Raw genomic sequence first — 1,585 nt, 5'->3', positions numbered from 1 at the left:
TACGTAGACGGTGGTATCTACCGCGGTCCTATCGGTCTTATTCGCCAATCGCGCTATACCCGTTTTTGGCGAATTTCGAATTAAAAAAATCTGCTTAATGTTTAATCAATCTAATCGCACCGAACCTAAACGCAAATAAATTATCAAGTACCCACTTCTCGCAAGCTCTCTAGTTAAACAGTAATCATCAAACAATGGATTACCTACCAACGATAAGCCTATAATATTTTTCTTAATCATTGCTAGCTTCGCAAACAATGTTCTTATAGCTCGGGTTAATTCCAAGTTAGCTTAGCACCGATATATTATGACTAAAGTTTCATTCGATAATAAACAAAGACCTTTCTTCAGATCTCTGAAAGAAAAAGTGAATTCATATTTTTCCGAAAACGATTTGCACAAATCCGGGGGGAAAAAGCTATATACGAAGTCGATCATCTTGGTAACAGTCGCGATAGCGCTTTATATAGTCTTGGTATTCTTTACCCCTTCGGTATGGCTATCTGTTTTGTTGTGCGCTCTTTTAGGAGTTGTCTCAGCTTTTATAGGTTTTAATATTATGCATGAGGGAGGACATCAAAGTTTTTCTCATCGCTCGTGGCTTAATAAAACTTCCGCGTATTTTTTCAACTTCTTAGGCGCAAGTGCTCACTTCTGGAAGATCAAACACAATATCAATCATCATACCTATACTAACATTGAAGGAATGGATTCAGATATTGACCTGAAACCTCTTATGCGACTGCATGAGGAGCAACCTCACTATTGGTTTCACCGATTTCAGCACATTTACTGGGTGTTTTTGTACGGTGTTGCTTATTTAGCTTGGATTTTCTACTACGATTTTCAAAAATATTTTCAAGGCTGGATCTCTCAGGGGCCCGAAAGTAAAGAACGTAAGCGAAAAGAGCACGTAATTTTTTGGCTTACTAAATTATTCTATATCTCCGTTTATCTACTTTTACCTAGCTTGATGGTTGGGGTGGTACCGGCAATACTGGGCTTCGTAGTTGTATCTTTTGTTTTTGGGCTATGTATTAGTGTGGTCTTCCAGTTGGCTCACGTAGTAGAATCTACGGAGTTCCCTGTTCCTAATCAGGAGTCAAACCAAGTTGAAAAAGAATGGGCCCTACATCAGATTTCTACCACCTCAAATTTTGCTACTAACAACAAGGTTATTAGTTGGATGTTCGGCGGGCTAAATTTTCAGGTAGAGCATCACCTTTTCCCCCGAATTAGCCATATTCACTATCCCCAGCTCAACAAGTTAGTAAAAGAAACTTGCCAAGAGTTTAATATTGTTTACCACGAATATCCCTCGTTTGCCCGAGCATTTTACTCGCATTTAGTGCATCTTAAAGCATTAGGCAAAGCAGTCTAGACTATTCGTTAACTAGAATGATCAACTAGCTGCTTTGCGGTTCTTATCGATCAGAAAAAAAGCAATAATGGCCGAAACCCAAGATAACCCAGTGCTGATGTACATAAGCTGATTAAACATCGCAACAAATGCTTGCCGAAAAGCCTGCTGTACTTGCGTGTGACTAGCGGCAGTAACTGCTGTTGGAACCTCAGCGTCGCCTAA

The 1,585-nt window shown here is 39.6% G+C and carries 2 protein-coding genes; one reads left to right on the top strand and one right to left on the bottom strand.

Features of this window, described 5'->3' with window-relative positions; translation table 11 throughout:
• Positions 1 to 307: 307 nt before the first annotated feature.
• Positions 308 to 1,381, top strand: a complete 1,074-nt coding sequence (locus WBA23_RS19330) for a fatty acid desaturase family protein (protein ID WP_424583922.1) — start codon at positions 308 to 310, stop codon at positions 1,379 to 1,381.
• A gap of 21 nt (positions 1,382 to 1,402) precedes the next feature.
• Here the strand turns inward: WBA23_RS19330 and WBA23_RS19325 are convergent.
• A partial coding sequence (locus WBA23_RS19325; RefSeq protein WP_424583921.1) for a hypothetical protein occupies positions 1,403 to 1,585 on the bottom strand: 183 nt, incomplete at its 5' end.

It is taken from the genome of Tunicatimonas sp. (assembly GCF_049647865.1).
GTDB lineage: Bacteria > Bacteroidota > Bacteroidia > Cytophagales > Cyclobacteriaceae > Tunicatimonas.
The sequence above is the reverse complement of the archived record's forward strand: the minus strand, read 5'-3'. Positions and strand labels throughout refer to the sequence as shown.

Excerpts from the sequence above, each read along its gene's own strand:
- WBA23_RS19330 (WP_424583922.1), top strand. The coding sequence starts at position 308 with ATGACTAAAGTTTCATTCGATAATAAACAAAGACCTTTCTTCAGATCT.